Origin of the sequence: Frateuria flava (genome assembly GCF_017837635.1) — a bacterium.
GTDB lineage: Bacteria > Pseudomonadota > Gammaproteobacteria > Xanthomonadales > Rhodanobacteraceae > Frateuria_A > Frateuria_A flava.
On record NZ_JAGJRS010000022.1, the window covers coordinates 38,847 to 54,752 of the forward strand.

Below are 15,906 nucleotides of genomic sequence, written 5' to 3' on the forward strand. Positions count from 1 at the left end.
CCATGAACCGTCTGTTCCGAGCCTCGCTGCTGCTGTGCACCCTCGCGCTGTCGGCGTGCGGCTTCCACTTGCGCCAGAGCGCCGCGCTGCCGACCTCGATGCAGCGCATGCACCTGACCGTGAGCGGCGGCGGCAGCCTGCAGCGCGACCTGGCCCGTGCGCTGGAGGATTCCGGCGTCACGGTCGAGGACCAGGGTGGCGAAGGCATCGCCGAGTTGAAGATCCCCGTCGCCGCGTTCAACACAGACACCCTGAGCGTCAGCGGCGGCGCCCGCGTGACGGAATACAGCGTGCACTATCAGGTCCGCTTCGAGGTCGATGACAGCAACGGACGGCCGCTGGTGGCGCAACAGCGCATCGACATGTCGCGTGACTTCAGCTACGACGCGCTCAACACCGTGGGCACCAACGCGCAGGTCGAAGAGATCCGCCGCAGCCTCAACGACGACATGGTGCAGGCGATCCTGTTCCGCCTGCAGGCCGCCGGTCGCCACCCGGTGGCCGCACCCGCCGCGGCGTCCAGCGCCGGCTGACATGCCGCTGTCTTCCGCCCAGTGGAACAAGGTGCTGGCATCCGACCGTCTGGCGCCGGTGTATCTGCTCGCGGGCGAGGAATTGCTGGTGCTCGAAGCGGCCGACGCGTTGCGTGCGCGCGCCCGTGACCTGGGCTATACCGAACGCGAGGTGCTCGAAGCGGGCCAGCATTTCGACTGGGACGACCTGGCGCGTTCGGCCGCCGGTATGTCGCTGTTCGCCAGCCGCCGCCTGCTCGACCTGCGCCTGCCGACCGGCCGGCCGGGCGTGGAGGGCGCCAAGGCGATCACCGCGTTCTGCGCCAATCCGCCACCGGACGTGACCCTGCTGATCACCGCGGTGGAATGGAGCAACAAGCACGAGGGCGCGTGGACCAGACAGGTCGACGCGGCCGGCGTGCTGGCCGTGTTCAACGCACCCAGGCCGCAGGAATGGGCGTCATGGATCGGCGCTCGGCTGGCTTCGCGCGGGCTCGCCGCCACCCCCGACGCCGCCGCACTGCTGGCCGAACGCGTCGAGGGCAACCTGCTTGCCGCGGCGCAGGAGATCGACAAGCTGGTCGTGTTGCATGGCAGCGGCCGCATCGACGCGGCCGAGATGGAAAACCTGGTGGCCGACAGCGCCCGCTACGACGCCTTCAAGCTCACCGACGCGGCCTTTGCCGGCGACGGCGGCCGCGCCTTGCGCATCCTGGCTGGCCTGCGTGGCGAGGGCGAGGACCTGATCCCGCTGATGGGCTGGCTGGTCAACCAGTTGCAGCTCGCGCTGCGCCTGGCCAACGCGCGCGACTTCGCGCAGCAGGCGCGTGCCGAACGGCTGTGGCCGGCGCGCGAGCAACTCTTCCGCAAGGCCCTGCGCCGCGCCCCGCGCGAACACTGGCTGGCCTGCCTGGCCCGCGCCTCGCGCATCGACCGCATGGCCAAGGGCCGCGAGTGGGGTGAACCGTGGCTGGAGGCCGAGCGCCTGATCGCCGCCATCGCCGAGCCGCGCGCCGCCGCGGCGCTGGGATGAGCCCGCGCTTCGCGCCCACTCCCCCTCGGGGAGAGGGCTGGGGTGAGCGGACGGGGCGCGCGGCATGGTCCGTTCCTGCCAGGCAGCCAAGCCCCGGACCCGCGAGCTCCCGCGGCGCTGGTCCGAGCGCGAACCTTGCGCCCTCTCCCCTCCGGGGAGAGGGCCGGGGTGAGGGGCCGGGGCTCGCGGAATGGCCCGCTCTTGCCAGGCAGCCAAGCCCCAGACCGGCGAGCTCCCGCGGCGCTGGGTCGAGCGCGAACCTTGCTCCCTCTCCCTTCCGGGGAGAGGGCCGGGGTGAGGGGCCGGGGCGCGCGGTGACGTCGATTCGTGCCCCGCGCCAGGACCGAATCGCCCGCCCGGTGGCCGCCTCGACGCGGCTTGACCCGTCATCGCGCAGGGAAGAGGAAGCAGAAGCGCCATGCGTCCGCTAGCCATCCTCGGCGGCACCTTCGACCCCATCCACATCGCCCACCTGGCGGTGGCGTGGGAGGCATCCGAATTGCTGGACGCCGAGGTGCGCCTGATGCCGGCCGCGGTGCCGCCGCACCGCCCGCCACCGATCGCCGACGCCACCACCCGCGTGGCCATGCTGCGCGCGGCGCTGGGCGGGCAGGACCGGCTCGGCCTGGATACCCGCGAGCTGGCGCGGGGCGGCCCGTCCTACACCATCGACACCCTCGCCGAACTGCGCGCCCAAGAGGGCGACCGGCCGATCGTGCTGCTGCTGGGTGCCGACGCTTTCGCCGGTTTGCCGGGCTGGCACCACTGGCACGCGCTGTTCGAGGCCGCGCATATCGGCGTGCTCTCGCGCCCGGGCGCGCTTCGCAACTGGCCGCCCGAGCTGGTCGACGAAGTGGAAGCACGCCAGGTGGCCGACCTACGCGAACTGCACGCGCAGCCGTCGGGGAAGCTTGTCGAACTGGACGTGACGCCGCTCGACATCTCGGCCACCCGCATCCGCGCCCTGCTGGCCGCCGGTCGCGACCCGCGCTACCTGTTGCCCGAGGCCTTGTTCGATGATCCGGCGCTGCTGGCGCCCTACCGCGAGCACGATTTCCAGCCACGGTAGCCTTGGGCAGCATGGTGCGGTAGGTCGCATGGTGACCGCGTCGCCGGTTGCCCTGGTGGGACGGTCCGACGCGTTCCGACTGTTCTGAGGCGACCATGCTTCGGACCCGGAGCAGCGCGACGCTGATCGAAGGGACCCGCGAGGCGGCGCACGAGCCCGGCTGCTCGAGGATGCACTGGCAGATGCACGAGCGCGACGCCACGCCCGTGACCCTTGACGACAGGCTCACAGAACGCGGGCGGTTCGTCGTCTACCGCCCGCACATGTAACGCCCGATCAGCCGATTCGCGGCACGAAGCGCAGCGCCACCGAATTCATGCAGTAGCGCAGCCCGGTCGGCTCGGGGCCGTCGGTGAAGACGTGGCCCAGGTGGCTGTCGCAGCCGGCACAACTGATGGCCGTGCGCGTCCAGCCGAACATGCGGTCGGTGCTCTCGATGATGTTCTGCTTCGCGATCGGCTGCCAGAAACTGGGCCAGCCGGTGCCCGAGTCGAATTCGGTGGCAGCGTCGTACAGCGCCGTGTCGCAGGCCAGGCAACGGAACAGGCCGGGCACCGGCGGCCGCTCGTGCGGCCCGCTGAAAGCGCGCTCCGTGCCATTGCGGCGCATCACGTAGTACGAGGCCTCCGGCAGGCGCTCGCGCCACTGCGCATCGGTCAGCACCAGCTTGCGCACGTGGCAGGGACCGAGGCGATGGCCGTCGTCGGCGAAACACTCCAGCAACAGGTCCGTGCCGTTCGCGGCAACCGGCGCGGCGGGCGCGGAGCGGGCGGACAGTCGCGGGATCAGCACGCCGCCGCCCACCGCGGCGAGCGCGCCGCCGGTGAGCGCGGCGCCCAGGAAACGACGCCGTTCCATGGCAACGATGTCGTTGGTACGTGACATGGCGACCTCCAGGGGATCAGCCGAAAGTGAAGGCGTACGCGCGCACGCCCGGGTCCAGGAAGGTGATCTCGAACAGTCGCTCGCCGCTGCCGTGCTGCTGCCGCACGAGCTGGTACAGGCGCTGCTCGGTGACGGTGCCGTAGCCGTCGGCGTCCACGTCGATGCCGTGGTCCGCGCCGGGCGGCTTGCCGTCGAGCGTGACGCGAAAGCGCACCGGCTTGCCGTCGGCGCCGGGGCCGAGCACCAGATGCAGGTCGCGACCGCGGAAGCGGTAGACGATGCGTCCGCCGGCGCGCTCGAGCTGTGCGTTCTCGGCGTGCACGGTCCAGCGACCGTCCAGCGACCACTGGCCTGGCAGCAGCGTGGCCGGCGCGTGGTAGTCCCAGGCGTCGTCGTGGGCCACCTGGCCGCCGGCGAAGTGCGCCGCACGGGCATAGCCGACGTAGGTTTCGGGCGAGCGCATGGGGTCGCCCGAGCCGGCCGCCTGCGCGCCGCGGCTGCCGGGCTGCACGTAGCCGCCGGGGAGGTCGTGATAACCGGCTTCGGCGAGCAACTGGCGGAGGGTGTCCTCGCTCTGCGCGTAGTCGCCCTCGCCGAAATGGTGCGCGCGGATGTTGCCTTTCGCATCGATGAAGTAGTGCGCCGGCCAGTACTGGTTGTCGAAGCCCTTCCAGATGGCGTAGTCGTTGTCGAGCGCGACCGGGTAATCCACGCCCAGTTCCTTCACCGCACGCGCCACGTTGCCCGGTTCCTTCTCGAAGGCGAACTCTGGCGCGTGCACGCCGATCACCACCAGGCCGTGGTCCTTGTACTTGTCGTACCAGCCGCGCACGTAGGGCAGGGAGCGCAGGCAGTTGATGCAGGAATAGGTCCAGAAATCGACCAGCACGACCTTGCCGCGCAGTGCTTCGCGGGTGAGCGGCGGCGTGTTGAGCCAGCCGGTGGCGCCGGCCAGCGACGGCATCTCGCCCTCCACCGGCAGTGGCGCGCCGGCCGCGTGCACCGGCTCCGGCGCGGGCGGCGGGCGGGCGGCGTCCAGCAGCTTCTGCTCGAGCCCGCCGGTGTTGGCGAGCGCCACGCGGGTCAGCAGGCCGGTATCCAGCCCCAGCGCGATCGCCGCCACGCCGGCCAGCACCAGCACGCCAAGCGCGCGGCGCACCCACTCGCCCGCGCCCAGCGAGCGCTTCATCAAGGCGAACACTTGGCCGCCGATCAGCAATGCCAGCGCAAGCGACGTGGCCGCCCCGGCCGCGTAGGTGAGCAGCAGCAGCGTGGTCTGCACGCTGGCGCCGTTGAGCGCCGCGCCGGTCAGCAGCAGGCCGAGGATCGGTCCGGCGCACGGCGCCCACAGCAGGCCGGTGGCGATACCCAGCCCGGCGGCGGACCACACCGAGCCCTCGCTGTCGGCGCGTTGCGAGAGCCGGTTGCCCAGCGCCACGAACGGCCGGGTCATCAATTCGGCAATCCGGGTCGAGAGCAGGGTAAGCCCCAGCAACGCCAGCACCACCAGCGCGACGAGGCGGCCGTACTGGTTGGCGCGCACGGCCCAGCCGCCGCCGACGGCCGCCAGCGTGGCGACCAGCGCAAAGGTCAGCGCCATGCCCAGCAGCATCGGCAGGCCGTTGCGCGCGAACGGCCGGTCCGCGCGTGCGAACACGAACGGCAGCACCGGCAGGATGCAGGGGCTCAGGATGGTCAGCACGCCGCCCAGGTAGGCGAGGATCAGTAACAGCATGGGGTGGATTTCCAAGGAGGAATGCCGGTGATTCGATCGCCAGACGGCGGCGGTTACATCCGGCCAGGGGTGCCCCCCATCCGCCTGTCGGCACCTTCCCCCGCGTTCGCGGGGGAAGGCCCGGTAGCGCGGCATCGCGCTTTGGTACTTCTCTCGCGGACAGGGAAGGCCGGTAGCGTGGCGCTGCGCCGCTGATCCTTCCCCCGCCTGCGGGGGAAGGCCCCCGAAGGGCGGATGGGGGAAGCCTTGCCGAAAACCGCCAGGCGCCGCCTGCAGCCATTCCTACGACGTAACCGCGCACACGGATGCAGCGAATCCCGGGCATGCGCCACACGTTCCCGCCATGCCGGGCTTGACCGCCACCGGCACCCTGGTCCTAGATGAACGCTCTTCCCCCTGGGCGAGCGTCGACCCGGCCGTGCCTGCCGATCCTGCCAGCGAAAGCCCCGAACGCCGCCGCGCCGCGTGGATGGCCGCCGCGCAGGCGGGCGACCGGCGTGCCTACGAGCGCGTGCTGGCCGATTCGGTGGCGCTGATCCGCGCGGTCGCGCGCCGCCAGGGCGTGGCCCACGACCACCTTGACGACGTCGTGCAGGAAACCCTGCTGACCGTCCACCGCGTGCGCCATACCTACGATCCGTCCCGTTCGTACGACGCCTGGCTGTCCGCGCTGGCCGCGCGCCGCGCGATCGACGGCCTGCGCCGCAGCGGCCGGCAGGCGCACCGCGAGGTCGGCGACGAGCGCGCGGTCGCCATGCACCCGGACGAACAGGACGCCAGCAGCGAGAGCGACCGGGCGCAGCAGGCGCGTCACCTGCGCGCAGCGATCGCCGACCTGCCGCCGGGCCAGCGCGAGGCGGTCGAGCAACTGGGCCTGAGGGAGCTCTCGCTGGAAGAGGCGTCCGCGCGGACCGGTCGCAGCACCGGCGCGCTCAAGGTCAACCTGCATCGCGCGCTGAAGGCCCTGCGCGGCCGCATCCACGGAGGCGACTGAGCTCATGGCCGACCCGCACGTACATGATCGCCTGATCGACGCGCTCGGCGCCCAGCTGGCGCCGGTGCGCCGGTTGCGCCCACCGTGGTTGCGCACGCTCGGTTGGCTGTCGGTGGTCGCGGCCATCGCGCTTGCCTTGCTGGCCCACTACGGCAGCGCGCCGATGCTGGCGCGCTGGGCGGGCGCGCCGGACCTGGGCTGGGCCGGCCTGGGCGCCGTGCTCACCGCCATCGCCGCGGCCTGGGTTGCCTTCGCGCTGGGCGTGCCGGGCCGTCGCGTCGCGTGGGCATGGCTGCCGCTGGCCCCCGCGCTGCTGTGGATCGGTGCCAGTGGGCTGGGTTGCCTGCGCGGCTGGATCGCACCGGCCACGCACGTCGCCAGCGCGCCGGAGGCGGGCGACTGCCTGTTCTTCATCATCGGGTTCTCGGTCCCGCTCTCGGCCTTGCTGGTGGTGCTGCTGCGTCGCGCCTGCCCGCTGCGGCCGGTGCTGACCGCGATGATGGTCGGACTGGCCAGCGCCGCTGCGTCCGCCAGCCTGCTGGAGATCTGCCACGCATACGACGCCGCCGCGACCGACCTGGCGATGCACGCACTGGCGGTCGCCGTGGTGGTCGGGGCGAACGCCGCGCTGGGCGGGCGCCTGCTCGCGCCCGGGGTTCGTCGCGCTTCCTGAGACGCGCCGGCCGCAGGCTGTCGTCTTTACAGGGAGGACAGCCATGCTCAGCGAACGCTTTACCGCCGCGGTCGACTACGCGCGCATCGCCCACTCGCGCCGCAAGGGCACCGCCATCCCGTACATCCAGCACCTGCTGGGCGTGGCCAGCCTGGTGCTCGAGCACGGTGGCGACGAAGACCAGGCGATCGCCGGGCTGCTGCACGACGTGGTGGAGGATTGCGGCGAGGGGCATGTCGCAACGGTCGGCGAGCGCTTCGGCGAACGTGTGCAGGCGATGGTGCTCGGCTGCACCGACGGCACCGCCGAGGCCAAGGCCGGCGTCGACGATGAGGGTGCCCGTCGCCGCGACTGGCTGCGCCGCAAGCAGGCCTACCTCAACCACCTGGCGCACGCCTCCGACGACACGCTGCTGGTGTCCGGTTGCGACAAGCTGCACAACGCCCGCGCGATCGTCGGGGACCTGGAGCGTCCGGAGGTGGGCCAGGGCGTGTTCGCCCGCTTCACCGGCGGCCGCGACGGCACGCTGACCTACTATCGGCTGCTGGCCGACCTGTTCACCGAGCGTGCGGCGTCCATGGCCAGCGCGCTGGAGCGGGAAGTCGAGCGCATGTACGCGCTGGCGGGGGAACCGCACCGCGCCGCCTGATCGGCGCGACAATGGCGTGACGCTGTCGAGGAGCCCGCCATGTCCGTCTTCCTTCGCTCGCTGGGCGTTGCGCATCCGCTGATCCAGGCGCCCATGGCCGGTTCCAACACGCCCGCGCTGGTGGCCGCGGTCAGCGGCGCCGGCGCGCTGGGTTCGCTGGGTGCCGGTTACCTGGAGCCGCAGGCGTTGCTCGACCAGGCGGCGCAGATCCGCGCGGCCACCGACCGGCCCTTTGCCATCAACCTGTTCGTCCTGCCCGACGACTTCAGCGTCGACGAGGCGCAGGTGGCGACCATGCGCCGTCGCCTCGATGCGCTGATGGCCTGCGAGGGGCTGGATGTGCGCACGGAGCTCCCCGCGCGCTGGGCGCCGCGCTTCTCCGACCAACTCGCGGCGCTGCGCGAGGCGCGCCCCGCGGTGGCGAGCTTCGCCTTCGACGTGCTCGATCAGGCCCAGGTGCGCGAACTGCAGGCATCGGGCATCCGCGTGGTCGGCACCGCCACCAGCGTGGCCGAAGCGCGGGCATGGGCCGAGCGCGGTGCCGACGCCGTGTGCGTGCAGGGCGCCGAGGCAGGGGGCCATCGCGGCACGTTCCTGCACCCGGCCGAGGAGGCGATGGTCGGGCTGTTCGCGCTGGTGCCGCTGACGGTGGCGGCGGTGGACGTTCCGGTGATCGCGGCCGGCGGGATCATGGACGGGCGCGGCATGCGCGCGGCCGAGCTGCTCGGCGCCGACGCCAGCCAGCTCGGCACCGCGTTCCTGGCCTGCCCGGAATCGGCCGCGGCCGACGCGTGGAAGCGCGACCTGCCGCAGGCGCAGGATCACCGCATCGGCACCATCTACAGCTTCTCCGGGCGCGCGGCACAGGGCCTGCGCAACCGCTTCGTGGAAGCCATGCAGCCGTTCGCCGCCGAGCTGCCGCCGTATCCGATCCTCAACGCGCTGACCGCCCCGCTGCGCCGTGCGGCCGCGGCCGCCGGGCGCGGCGACCTGTTGTCGGAGTGGTGCGGCCAGTCCGCCACGCGGGTGCGTCCGATGCTTGCCGCCGAGCTCGTCCGCGTGCTGGTGGAGGAGTACGCCACGGCCCGCTGCACGCCCGCTTGACGTGCCATAGAGTTGCGCCGGGTATACTGGCCCGGCGCCATTCCGCGCCCTGAGTACGCCCCGAGGCACCCCCGCTTGAGTACGTCTTCCCGTAGCCAGCCTTCCGTCGCCGCCAAGAAAGCGGCCGATACCACCGACCTGCGCAAGCACGTGATCGACGCGCTGGAAGAGCTCAAGGCCAAGGACATCCGCGAAATCGACGTCCGCGGCAAAACCTCGATCGCCGACCTGCTGGTGATCGCCTCGGGCACCTCCGCCCGCCACGTCAAATCCATTGCCGACGAAGTGGTCAAGTTCGCCAAGAAGGCGGGCGTGATGCCGCTGGGCGTCGAGGGCGAGCAGGAAGCCGAGTGGGTGCTGGTCGACCTGGGCGACGTGATCGTCCACGTCATGCTGCCGCGCATCCGCGAGTTCTACGGCCTGGAACGGCTGTGGACGGTGGGCGACCGCGAGCCGGGAATGGATGCGGCGAGCGCTGGTTGAGGTCTTTGCTTCCCTCTCCCCTGCGGGAGATGGCTGGGCGAGGTGGCCCCCTCGCGGCTGGTTTTTTTGCGCCTATCCCCTCCGGGGAGAGGGTTGGGGTGAGGGGTCATTCTTGCGATCGATTGGCGACGAAGCGCGTGCTGCTTTAAGAGCATCCTCACCATGAACATCCCCGCGAGCCCCAGCCCCTCACCTCAATCCTCTCCCCGAAGGGGAGAGGAAGCGAACGTGGCGCTTCGCGCCGTTTCATCTGATTGAAGCTGGCATGAGAGCCCGCCTGCTTGCCATCGGCGAACGCATGCCCGGCTGGGTCGCCGAAGGCTTCGCCGAATACCGCAAACGCCTCTCGCACGAACTCCCGCTCGAACTGGTCGAGCTCAAGCCGGGCGCCCGCGGCAAGGGCCGCGACGACGCGCGCGCCATGCATGACGAGGGCGTCGCGATCCTCGCCGCGCTTGCGCGCGACACCCACGTGATCGCGCTGGACGGCCGCGGCAAGACCTGGTCGAGCGAGGAGCTGGCCGCCCAGCTGGCGAACTGGCGCATGGCCGGTCGCGACCTGGCCTTCCTGATCGGCGGCCCCGACGGCCACGCGCCCGAGGTGCTGGCGCGCGCCGACCAGCGCTGGTCGCTCGGCCCGCTCACGCTGCCGCACATGCTGGTGCGCCTGGTGTTGGCCGAGCAGCTCTATCGCGCCAGCACGCTACTGGCCGGCCACCCTTACCACCGCGCCTGACGATTGGGGCCTAGGCCGCGAGCTGCGGCACCTCAGGGTGCGCGTGCAGCGGCAAATGCTTCGCCCCGGTGGCGAGCACGCCCGGGCAGGCGGCGGTGAGGTCGTCACGGGTGGCATCGATGATGACCAGGATGCGCCCGGCGTCGATCTCGTCCTTGAACTTGCGGTGCACGGCGTCCGGCACGTCGGTGCCGACCAGCGCGCCGGTCCAGCAGCCCACCGCCGCGCCCGCCAGCGCGATGGCTGCGCCGCCGGCCAGCGTCACGCCCAGCGGCGGCACCGCGACCGCGATCAGCCCCAGCAACACGCCAGCACCGCCGCCGCAGGCGGCGCCGCGGGCGGCGGCCGGATAGAAGTCCGTACGGCCAACCATCAGGTGGTCGGGAATCTGTTGGAGTTCGATGTCCTCGCGGGCGATCAGCGAAAGGTCGTCGTCGGGGATGCCGGCCTGGCGGGCGGCCGCCATGACGGTACGCGCGGCGGCGAGGTCGGGGGTGCTGAACACGCAGCGGGTTTTCATGGGCGCCTCCCGGTAGGGCCCCGACCGGCATGGCCGGTGGCCATGCCGTATGTTTCGCGCGCACGGGTGATGGTTGCGTGGGTCAGTTGTTACAGGGTCGCCCGCGCCCCCTTCATGGGGCGCGGGCGACGGGTTTGGGGGCCTTCTAGTCGTCCAGGTCCTCGATCTCGTCCTGGGCCTGGCCTACGTTCTTCTGCACCTTGCCGGCGTTCTTTTCGAGGTTGCCGGCGACTTCCTTGGAGGTATTGCCGGTCAGCTTGCCGACGCCTTCCTTCACGGCGCCCTTGACCTGGTGCTCGGTGCCTTCGATGCGGTTGTCGTTCATGCATGTCTCCTGCGGGCCTGCCGGGGTGCAGGCTCAGCTTGTTTATAGGGCGGCGCGTGTTTAGCGCTGGTGACAGAGACGCAAGCATTTCGCAGCCGTTGCCTGCCTGGTCGACAAGCAGGCAAGCGCTTGTTCGGCGAGGAAATCCATGCAGGCTCTTCCCGTGCCGACGACATGCGCATGGTTAGCGTGCCGCACATCGCAGCGCACGCCCCCGGAGGAGAAGCCATGCTCGCCACCACCTATCGCCGGCCCTACCGGGTGCGGGTCGCCCACGTACCCGAGCCGGCGATCGAGCATCCGGACGACGCCATCGTGCGGGTCACGCGCGCCTGCATCTGCGGTTCGGACCTGCACCTCTACCACGGCCTGGTGCCGGACACGCGCGTGGGCTCGATCTTCGGCCACGAGTTCACCGGCATCGTCGAAGAGGCCGGTGCCAACGTGCGCAACCTGAAGGTCGGTGACCACGTGCTGGTGCCGTTCAACGTGTTCTGTGGAACTTGCGCTTCGTGCTCGCGCGAGCTCTACGGCAACTGCGAGAACGTCAATCCCGAAGCGACCGCGGTCGGCGGCGCCTACGGCTACTCGCACACCGCTGGCGGCTACAACGGCGGCCAGGCCGAGTACGTGCGCGTGCCCTTCGCCGACGTCGGCCCGACGGTCATCCCTCCGGACATCCATATCGAGGATGCCGTGCTGCTTACCGACGTGGTGCCCACCGGCTACCAGGCGGCCGAGATGGGCGACATCCACGAGAACGACACGGTGGTGGTGTTCGGCGCCGGCCCGATCGGCCTGATGGCCGCGCGCTGCGCCTGGTTGATGGGGGCGGGCAGGGTGATCGTGGTCGACCAGTACGACTATCGCCTGGAGTTCGCGCGCCGCTTCGCGCAGGCCGAGACGGTCAACTTCCGCGAGGTGGACGACATGGCCGTGCACATCAAGAAGATGACCGACTGGCAGGGCGCGGACGTATGCATCGATGCAGTCGGCTGCGAGGCCGACGGCAACGCCATGCAGACCCTGACCGGCGTGAAGATGAAACTGCAGGCCGGCGCGGCCACGGCGCTGCACTGGGCGATCAACTCGGCGCGCCGCGGCGGCAATGTGTCGATCGTCGGCGTGTACGGGCCGACCTTCAACCTGGTGCCGATCGGCAGCGCGATGAACAAGGGCCTGACCCTGCGCATGAACCAGGCGAGCGTCAAGCGCCACCTGCCGCACCTGATCGAACACATCCGCGCCGGCCGGCTCAAGCCGCGCGAGCTGATCACCCACCGCGTGCCGCTGGAGGAGGTCGACGAGGCCTACCACCGCTTCTCGGCGAAGCAGGACGGCTGCATCAAGACCGTACTGGTTCCGCCGCGCGCCGCCCATATCGACACGCCCGCGCCGGTGTCCCCGGCATCCAGCCACCTGCATTGACGAGGCCCCGACCCATGAACCAGGCGACAGACCATTCGCACATCCCCGACTGGGGCGTGGACCTCGACCCGGCCAGGCGCCCGGCGGTGCCGATGGAGCACACCCCGCCGCGGCTGGAGGGCGTGCACTGGGACCGTCCGGCGCAGCAGCCGCGCACGGTCGAAGTGCTGCATTCGATCGAGCGGCCCGGCATCACGCCGGTGTTCGGCACCAGCGTGCCGCCCAGCGCCGTGAGCGGGTGGATCCGCCGGCGCGCGTTCCAGCGCAGCGAGAGCGACCTGCGCCACTGGATGCTCCTGCTGCTGGCCGACCGCGTAAACGTGGCCGAAGGCCTGCTGGACGACGTGCGCCGCTCGCCGCGTGCGCGCGCCGCCGCCTTCGGCGTGGCCGGCGCGGCGCTGGCGTTGTGGATGCTGCGCCGGCGCCCGGCAAGACGTGCTCCGTAGGGTGGGCTTCAGCCCACCGTCCACATCAGGCGAGAAGCCGGTGGGCTCAAGCCCACCCCACGTGCCCGGGGCAAGCTGGTCAGCCCGCCGGCGCGTCGTCGTTCTTGAACACTCCGCGCAGGTTGAACAGGAACAGCCCGACCTGCAGCGCGATCAGCGCCCAGGCGTGGTCGTGCCAGCCCCAGGCGACCCACACCACGTTGCTGAGCACGAAGCACCAGAAGCCCCAGGTGCGCTTGCGCCGCGACAGCGAGCCGACCAGCCAGGCGGCTACCAGGGTGATGGCCATGGCCGGCCATTGCAGCGCGTCGATCAGGTCGTTCATGGGCAGATGATCCCGGTCACGGCGTGGCCGCGTGGCGGGCGCGTGCCGCCGCGGCCTCGGCCTCCCGCTCCTCGACCATTTCCCGCGAGAGGAACCAGTTGAGGCCCGTACGGATCACCGCAATGGCGCCAAGCTTGCCGATCTCCTGCCAGCTCGGCGCGATGGCGGTGGAAAGGATGTCCGCGCCCAGCTGGAACTCCAGCGCCAGCGCCAGGTAACGCGAGAGCGTGAGGCGGATGCGGTTGTAATCGTTGGCCTCGCGCAAGGCGATCATGCGCGCGAACTGCCACACGGCCAGCAGCATGCCGATGCCGACGGTGACCGCGCCCACCGTCTCGATCAGCAGCTTGAGCCACTGCACCGCCTGGATCACCCACGCTTCGGTGGCGTCGAACCCCTCGCTCATCGGTCAGACGCCCGTGGGCAAGCGCGCGGCTGCGCGTACGCACCCGTCAGGGCGGGAAGGCGAGCGCTCAGGCCGGCGAATCCGGGTTGCGCATGAATGCCATCGCCGCGGTCTTTACCTTGGCGTAGCTGGTGATGGCGTCCGCACCGGAGGAATCCTTCCAGCTGGCGTACTTGCGGTCGAAATCGGCCAGTTCCTCGGCGCTGAACAGCTGGCGCACGGCGTCGAACATCTTGGTCTCCTCCTCGTGCGCGTGGTGCTTGATCAGCTCGCCGCACACCTGCACCGAACCGGCGAACTGCCGCGAGTCCACGTCGGCGGCATGGATGTCCGGCAGAACGGCCAGTTCCACCGCTCGGTGTTCCTGGATCGCCTCGGCGTAGATCAGTTTCTGTTCGTGATCCGCGCGATCTTCGAAGGCGGGGTAGAACACGGTCTCTTCCCACTTCGCGTGTGGAATCAGCAGCGCCTCGATCTTTTTGAGCAATTCGTGGCGCGTGTCGGCTTCCGAGTCGGCAGTCTTGTTGATCTGTGCGAAAAGTTCGCGCAGCTGGTCGTGTTCGCTCTTTAGCGTGTCCAGAATGTTCGGCATGGCGGCGGCTTTCCGGTTTGGTTTGGCCGCATTGCATAGCGTGCGGCGTGCGCCGGTCGTGAACCCTCAATCGCAACGGCGCGCAGGCCGCCCGGGCGCTGGTTTTGAAAGAGTTGCCTTGCGCGGTTGCGCTTGCGCGAAACCCACGCCGCAATGATGGGCGGCATTCGACAGCCAGGAGAAAAGCATGTTCGATGCGATCGATTTTCTGGAACAGATTGGAAAGGATGCGTCGTTGCGTTACCGCCGGGCGGAGCAGCTTGACGATGCGGCTTCCAGGGCGCGGGTCGATATGGGCGAGTGGAAAGCGCTGACCGCACACCCATCCGCTCCGATGCAGTGCGCGCAGGTTCCGTCTGTAGGGGTGGCTGTCTCCCGGGCGTTCATCGGCCTACAGATTGTGGGCGTGGAGCCACCGGAGGAGGTGGACGGCGGAAGCTTGCACTAGGCGCCTGCCGGATCGGCCGGGTCCGCGCGCCGTATCCCGCGCGCGAACCCGAGCCACCGTTCCAGGCGTGCCTGCATGCGCCGCACGTGGCTCCCGCGCCAGTAGATGCGGCCACAGCCAGGGCATGCGCGTAACGGGCCGGGCAGGTCGCGCGAACGCGCAGGGAGGCGCTCGCGTTCTTCCGGCGTGGCCTCCCTCAGCGGTGTGTTGTCGAGCAGGCAACGGGTGAACGGCGCGAATGTCCAGTCGAGGTCGAGCGTCCCGGCCAGTTCCGCCGCCTGGGCATCGATGTCGTTGGCGACCAGCAGCATTACCGGGATGTCGCCGCCTGCGTGGGCCGCCAGATGGCGGTCGCGTGTGAGCAGCACTCGCGCCTGAGCCCGGCAGCACTGCAGGATCACGCGATCGGAGGCGTTGCCCGGTGCCAGCGCAGCGTCGTGGCCGGCGGCCCGCAGCCAGCGGGCGAGGCCGGCGAGCATGGCGTCACGGAAGAGCCGCGGCGGTGGCATGGGCTTAGTTGATCGCGTCGATAGCCGATGTCACGTGACCGTTCGTTCGAGGCGGGTGGGACGCGATCGCAGACAAGCCGCTCACCGCGCAGAGGCATCGCGCTGGCGCTATACGCCCGCCAGCATCGTTTCCAGCCAGTCCAGCAGGGGCGCCTGGCTGGGCAGGATCTTATGGCGCGCCTGCGCAAGGGTGAACCAGGCAACGCGGTCGATCTCCGGAAAGGAGGCCCGTTGCCCGCTGTGCGGCGGCCATTCGATTTCGAACAGATTGCTGCGCATGATTGCAGGGTCGAGATCACCCTCCAGCGCAAAGGCCTCAATCCATTTGCCGCCGCGTTGACGCAGGCGCCCCAGCGCGACCAAGGCGCCGACCGCCGGAATGCCGAGCTCTTCCTCGAACTCGCGCCGTGCGGCGCTCTGGGCGTCCTCGTCCGGTTGCAGCTCGCCCTTGGGCAGCATCCACGCTCCCGCGTCGCGACGGCGCCAGAACGGGCCACCTGGGTGGCCGAGCAGCACCTGTGGCTCGCCTTCGTGCAGGCGATACAGCAGGATGCCAGCGCTGGTGATGGGCATGCTTCTGCTCCGCTGCCGAGCCCGCGTTCACGGGGTCCACGGTAGCATCAGCACTCCGACATGTTTCCGGAGACCGCCATGGCGATCGGTTGGGCCGGCGACGGCGCCGTACAGGACCAGATCGACGCGACCGTCAAGGACGCGATCAAGCGCGCGCGCAGCAAACTGCCGCAGGGGCCGAGCCTGAGCCACTGCGAGGAGTGCGATGCGCCAATCCCCGAGGCGCGGCGCAAAGCCGTACCCGGCGTGCGGCTGTGCGTGGCCTGCCAGGAGGCGCAGGACAAGGCGCAGCACGCGGTGAGTGGCTACAACCGCCGCGGCAGCAAGGACAGCCAGCTGCGCTAGGAGCGCTGACCACGCGCCGTGCGCACGAACGCGGCCACGGAACCCGGCTTCCGTGCCGAACGGGCCTGGGCCCCGGGATGCCCGCGCGCGTGCTTGCCTCGTCGTCGCGTGCCCCC

23 protein-coding genes are annotated in these 15,906 nt (G+C 70.5%); 14 read left to right on the top strand and 9 right to left on the bottom strand.

Going from position 1 to position 15,906, the window contains the following annotated elements; genetic code table 11:
• Positions 1-2 precede the first annotated feature (2 nt).
• The 4 genes from J7I44_RS12120 (at position 3) to J7I44_RS12135 (ending at position 2,883) form a co-directional block, all read left to right on the top strand.
• Positions 3-533, top strand: coding sequence for an LPS-assembly lipoprotein LptE (locus tag J7I44_RS12120; protein WP_209621028.1), 531 nt, complete (start codon positions 3-5; stop codon positions 531-533).
• Between the two features lies 1 nt (position 534).
• A complete protein-coding gene (gene holA / locus J7I44_RS12125) occupies positions 535-1,545 on the top strand; it encodes a DNA polymerase III subunit delta (RefSeq protein ID WP_209621032.1) in 1,011 nt (336 codons plus the stop codon).
• Positions 1,546-1,963: 418 nt separating this feature from the next.
• Entirely contained in the window at positions 1,964-2,614 is a 651-nt protein-coding gene (nadD, locus tag J7I44_RS12130) for a nicotinate-nucleotide adenylyltransferase (protein ID WP_209621036.1), read from the top strand.
• A 95-nt stretch (positions 2,615-2,709) separates the two neighbouring features.
• Positions 2,710-2,883, top strand: coding sequence for a hypothetical protein (locus J7I44_RS12135; RefSeq protein WP_209621039.1), 174 nt, complete (start codon positions 2,710-2,712; stop codon positions 2,881-2,883).
• Positions 2,884-2,890: 7 nt separating this feature from the next.
• Here the strand turns inward: J7I44_RS12135 and msrB are convergent, their stop codons facing one another.
• Positions 2,891-3,499, bottom strand: coding sequence for a peptide-methionine (R)-S-oxide reductase MsrB (gene msrB / locus J7I44_RS12140; protein WP_209621042.1), 609 nt, complete (start codon positions 3,497-3,499; stop codon positions 2,891-2,893).
• A 16-nt stretch (positions 3,500-3,515) separates the two neighbouring features.
• The gene (locus tag J7I44_RS12145; protein WP_209621045.1) at positions 3,516-5,234 is read right to left on the bottom strand and encodes a cytochrome c biogenesis protein DipZ; all 1,719 of its coding nucleotides are present in this window, start codon (positions 5,232-5,234) and stop codon (positions 3,516-3,518) included.
• A 469-nt stretch (positions 5,235-5,703) separates the two neighbouring features.
• On the opposite strand from J7I44_RS12145, the gene J7I44_RS12150 reads away from it, so the two are divergent.
• The 6 genes from J7I44_RS12150 (at position 5,704) to rlmH (ending at position 9,873) form a co-directional block, all read left to right on the top strand.
• Positions 5,704-6,228 (top strand): RNA polymerase sigma factor, encoded by a 525-nt coding sequence (locus J7I44_RS12150; protein WP_245188153.1) that lies wholly within the window; start codon positions 5,704-5,706, stop codon positions 6,226-6,228.
• Positions 6,229-6,232: 4 nt separating this feature from the next.
• Positions 6,233-6,901, top strand: a complete 669-nt coding sequence (locus tag J7I44_RS12155; RefSeq protein WP_209621053.1) for an NrsF family protein — start codon at positions 6,233-6,235, stop codon at positions 6,899-6,901.
• Between the two features lie 43 nt (positions 6,902-6,944).
• Positions 6,945-7,550: an HD domain-containing protein gene (locus J7I44_RS12160; protein WP_209621056.1), complete on the top strand. Its 606-nt coding sequence runs from the start codon at positions 6,945-6,947 to the stop codon at positions 7,548-7,550.
• Positions 7,551-7,589: 39 nt separating this feature from the next.
• A complete protein-coding gene (locus tag J7I44_RS12165; protein ID WP_209621059.1) occupies positions 7,590-8,654 on the top strand; it encodes an NAD(P)H-dependent flavin oxidoreductase in 1,065 nt (354 codons plus the stop codon).
• 138 nt (positions 8,655-8,792) lie between these two features.
• A complete protein-coding gene (rsfS, locus tag J7I44_RS12170) occupies positions 8,793-9,137 on the top strand; it encodes a ribosome silencing factor (RefSeq protein ID WP_245188154.1) in 345 nt (114 codons plus the stop codon).
• Positions 9,138-9,402: 265 nt separating this feature from the next.
• Complete coding sequence (gene rlmH / locus J7I44_RS12175) at positions 9,403-9,873, top strand: 23S rRNA (pseudouridine(1915)-N(3))-methyltransferase RlmH (protein WP_209621064.1); 471 nt, start codon at positions 9,403-9,405, stop codon at positions 9,871-9,873.
• Between the two features lie 10 nt (positions 9,874-9,883).
• On the opposite strand, the gene J7I44_RS12180 is transcribed toward rlmH, so the two are convergent.
• On the bottom strand, positions 9,884-10,393 hold the full coding sequence (locus J7I44_RS12180) for a hypothetical protein (protein ID WP_209621067.1): 510 nt from the start codon (positions 10,391-10,393) through the stop codon (positions 9,884-9,886).
• 145 nt (positions 10,394-10,538) lie between these two features.
• Positions 10,539-10,718 (bottom strand): CsbD family protein, encoded by a 180-nt coding sequence (locus tag J7I44_RS12185; RefSeq protein WP_209621071.1) that lies wholly within the window; start codon positions 10,716-10,718, stop codon positions 10,539-10,541.
• A gap of 228 nt (positions 10,719-10,946) precedes the next feature.
• Between J7I44_RS12185 and J7I44_RS12190 the strand changes: the two genes are divergently transcribed.
• On the top strand, positions 10,947-12,146 hold the full coding sequence (locus J7I44_RS12190) for a zinc-dependent alcohol dehydrogenase (RefSeq protein ID WP_209621074.1): 1,200 nt from the start codon (positions 10,947-10,949) through the stop codon (positions 12,144-12,146).
• A 14-nt stretch (positions 12,147-12,160) separates the two neighbouring features.
• Positions 12,161-12,592 carry a hypothetical protein gene (locus J7I44_RS12195; protein WP_209621077.1) on the top strand — a complete coding sequence of 144 codons (432 nt, stop codon included), beginning with the start codon at positions 12,161-12,163 and terminating at the stop codon, positions 12,590-12,592.
• A 79-nt stretch (positions 12,593-12,671) separates the two neighbouring features.
• Here J7I44_RS12195 and J7I44_RS12200 read toward each other — a convergent pair whose 3' ends face one another.
• The 3 genes from J7I44_RS12200 to J7I44_RS12210 all read right to left on the bottom strand — a co-directional run bounded on the left by J7I44_RS12200 (position 12,672) and on the right by J7I44_RS12210 (position 13,915).
• Positions 12,672-12,917 carry a hypothetical protein gene (locus tag J7I44_RS12200; protein ID WP_209621080.1) on the bottom strand — a complete coding sequence of 82 codons (246 nt, stop codon included), beginning with the start codon at positions 12,915-12,917 and terminating at the stop codon, positions 12,672-12,674.
• 16 nt (positions 12,918-12,933) lie between these two features.
• Positions 12,934-13,323, bottom strand: coding sequence for a DUF1622 domain-containing protein (locus tag J7I44_RS12205; RefSeq protein ID WP_209621083.1), 390 nt, complete (start codon positions 13,321-13,323; stop codon positions 12,934-12,936).
• A gap of 67 nt (positions 13,324-13,390) precedes the next feature.
• Positions 13,391-13,915 carry a hemerythrin domain-containing protein gene (locus J7I44_RS12210; protein WP_209621086.1) on the bottom strand — a complete coding sequence of 175 codons (525 nt, stop codon included), beginning with the start codon at positions 13,913-13,915 and terminating at the stop codon, positions 13,391-13,393.
• Positions 13,916-14,102: 187 nt separating this feature from the next.
• Here J7I44_RS12210 and J7I44_RS12215 point away from each other — a divergent pair, with 187 nt between their 5' ends.
• Positions 14,103-14,363: a hypothetical protein gene (locus J7I44_RS12215; RefSeq protein WP_209621089.1), complete on the top strand. Its 261-nt coding sequence runs from the start codon at positions 14,103-14,105 to the stop codon at positions 14,361-14,363.
• Here J7I44_RS12215 and J7I44_RS12220 read toward each other — a convergent pair.
• Entirely contained in the window at positions 14,360-14,872 is a 513-nt protein-coding gene (locus J7I44_RS12220; protein ID WP_209621092.1) for a Mut7-C RNAse domain-containing protein, read from the bottom strand. The two genes, J7I44_RS12215 and J7I44_RS12220, sit on opposite strands and share 4 nt — an antisense overlap.
• A 108-nt stretch (positions 14,873-14,980) precedes the next feature.
• Complete coding sequence (locus J7I44_RS12225; RefSeq protein WP_209621095.1) at positions 14,981-15,445, bottom strand: NUDIX hydrolase; 465 nt, start codon at positions 15,443-15,445, stop codon at positions 14,981-14,983.
• A gap of 78 nt (positions 15,446-15,523) precedes the next feature.
• Here J7I44_RS12225 and J7I44_RS12230 point away from each other — a divergent pair, with 78 nt between their 5' ends.
• Entirely contained in the window at positions 15,524-15,790 is a 267-nt protein-coding gene (locus J7I44_RS12230) for a DksA/TraR family C4-type zinc finger protein (protein ID WP_209621098.1), read from the top strand.
• Positions 15,791-15,906 lie beyond the last annotated feature (116 nt).

What these genes read in the sequence shown, in the direction of transcription:
- J7I44_RS12205 (WP_209621083.1), bottom strand. Translation starts at nt 13,323, where the DNA reads ATGAGCGAGGGGTTCGACGCCACCGAAGCGTGGGTGATCCAGGCGGTG.
- J7I44_RS12230 (WP_209621098.1), top strand. Translation starts at nt 15,524, where the DNA reads ATGGCGATCGGTTGGGCCGGCGACGGCGCCGTACAGGACCAGATCGAC.
- J7I44_RS12145 (WP_209621045.1), bottom strand. Translation starts at nt 5,234, where the DNA reads ATGCTGTTACTGATCCTCGCCTACCTGGGCGGCGTGCTGACCATCCTG.
- holA (WP_209621032.1), top strand. Translation starts at nt 535, where the DNA reads ATGCCGCTGTCTTCCGCCCAGTGGAACAAGGTGCTGGCATCCGACCGT.
- J7I44_RS12225 (WP_209621095.1), bottom strand. Translation starts at nt 15,445, where the DNA reads ATGCCCATCACCAGCGCTGGCATCCTGCTGTATCGCCTGCACGAAGGC.
- J7I44_RS12200 (WP_209621080.1), bottom strand. Translation starts at nt 12,917, where the DNA reads ATGAACGACCTGATCGACGCGCTGCAATGGCCGGCCATGGCCATCACC.
- J7I44_RS12185 (WP_209621071.1), bottom strand. Translation starts at nt 10,718, where the DNA reads ATGAACGACAACCGCATCGAAGGCACCGAGCACCAGGTCAAGGGCGCC.
- J7I44_RS12155 (WP_209621053.1), top strand. Translation starts at nt 6,233, where the DNA reads ATGGCCGACCCGCACGTACATGATCGCCTGATCGACGCGCTCGGCGCC.
- J7I44_RS12180 (WP_209621067.1), bottom strand. Translation starts at nt 10,393, where the DNA reads ATGAAAACCCGCTGCGTGTTCAGCACCCCCGACCTCGCCGCCGCGCGT.
- nadD (WP_209621036.1), top strand. Translation starts at nt 1,964, where the DNA reads ATGCGTCCGCTAGCCATCCTCGGCGGCACCTTCGACCCCATCCACATC.
- rlmH (WP_209621064.1), top strand. Translation starts at nt 9,403, where the DNA reads ATGAGAGCCCGCCTGCTTGCCATCGGCGAACGCATGCCCGGCTGGGTC.
- J7I44_RS12150 (WP_245188153.1), top strand. Translation starts at nt 5,704, where the DNA reads ATGGCCGCCGCGCAGGCGGGCGACCGGCGTGCCTACGAGCGCGTGCTG.
- J7I44_RS12215 (WP_209621089.1), top strand. Translation starts at nt 14,103, where the DNA reads ATGTTCGATGCGATCGATTTTCTGGAACAGATTGGAAAGGATGCGTCG.
- J7I44_RS12135 (WP_209621039.1), top strand. Translation starts at nt 2,710, where the DNA reads ATGCTTCGGACCCGGAGCAGCGCGACGCTGATCGAAGGGACCCGCGAG.
- J7I44_RS12195 (WP_209621077.1), top strand. Translation starts at nt 12,161, where the DNA reads ATGAACCAGGCGACAGACCATTCGCACATCCCCGACTGGGGCGTGGAC.
- J7I44_RS12120 (WP_209621028.1), top strand. Translation starts at nt 3, where the DNA reads ATGAACCGTCTGTTCCGAGCCTCGCTGCTGCTGTGCACCCTCGCGCTG.
- J7I44_RS12190 (WP_209621074.1), top strand. Translation starts at nt 10,947, where the DNA reads ATGCTCGCCACCACCTATCGCCGGCCCTACCGGGTGCGGGTCGCCCAC.
- J7I44_RS12165 (WP_209621059.1), top strand. Translation starts at nt 7,590, where the DNA reads ATGTCCGTCTTCCTTCGCTCGCTGGGCGTTGCGCATCCGCTGATCCAG.
- J7I44_RS12160 (WP_209621056.1), top strand. Translation starts at nt 6,945, where the DNA reads ATGCTCAGCGAACGCTTTACCGCCGCGGTCGACTACGCGCGCATCGCC.
- J7I44_RS12220 (WP_209621092.1), bottom strand. Translation starts at nt 14,872, where the DNA reads ATGCCACCGCCGCGGCTCTTCCGTGACGCCATGCTCGCCGGCCTCGCC.
- msrB (WP_209621042.1), bottom strand. Translation starts at nt 3,499, where the DNA reads ATGTCACGTACCAACGACATCGTTGCCATGGAACGGCGTCGTTTCCTG.
- J7I44_RS12210 (WP_209621086.1), bottom strand. Translation starts at nt 13,915, where the DNA reads ATGCCGAACATTCTGGACACGCTAAAGAGCGAACACGACCAGCTGCGC.